The organism is Pseudomonas sp. SIMBA_067 (genome assembly GCF_046534675.1).
GTDB classification, from domain to species: domain Bacteria; phylum Pseudomonadota; class Gammaproteobacteria; order Pseudomonadales; family Pseudomonadaceae; genus Aquipseudomonas; species Aquipseudomonas putida.
In genome coordinates, this window is the sequence record NZ_JAWRYH010000177.1 from 1 (window position 1) to 330 (window position 330).

Here is a 330-nt window from a genome sequence, read left to right on the forward strand (position 1 = left end):
CAGGTGATAGCCCTGTAGGCGAAAACAGTATGAAAGAACTAAGTGTACGACAAGTAGGGCGGGACACGTGAAATCCTGTCTGAAGATGGGGGGACCATCCTCCAAGGCTAAATACTCGTGATCGACCGATAGTGAACCAGTACCGTGAGGGAAAGGCGAAAAGAACCCCGGAAGGGGAGTGAAATAGATCCTGAAACCGTATGCATACAAACAGTAGGAGCCTCCTTGTGGGGTGACTGCGTACCTTTTGTATAATGGGTCAGCGACTTACATTCAGTGGCAAGGTTAACCGAATAGGGAAGCCGTAGCGAAAGCGAGTCCGAATAGGGC

General features: G+C 50.3%; 1 rRNA gene. It reads left to right on the plus strand.

From position 1 onward, the window contains the following. A 23S ribosomal RNA gene (locus SB765_RS28605) occupies nucleotides 1–330 on the plus strand; the annotation flags it as partial.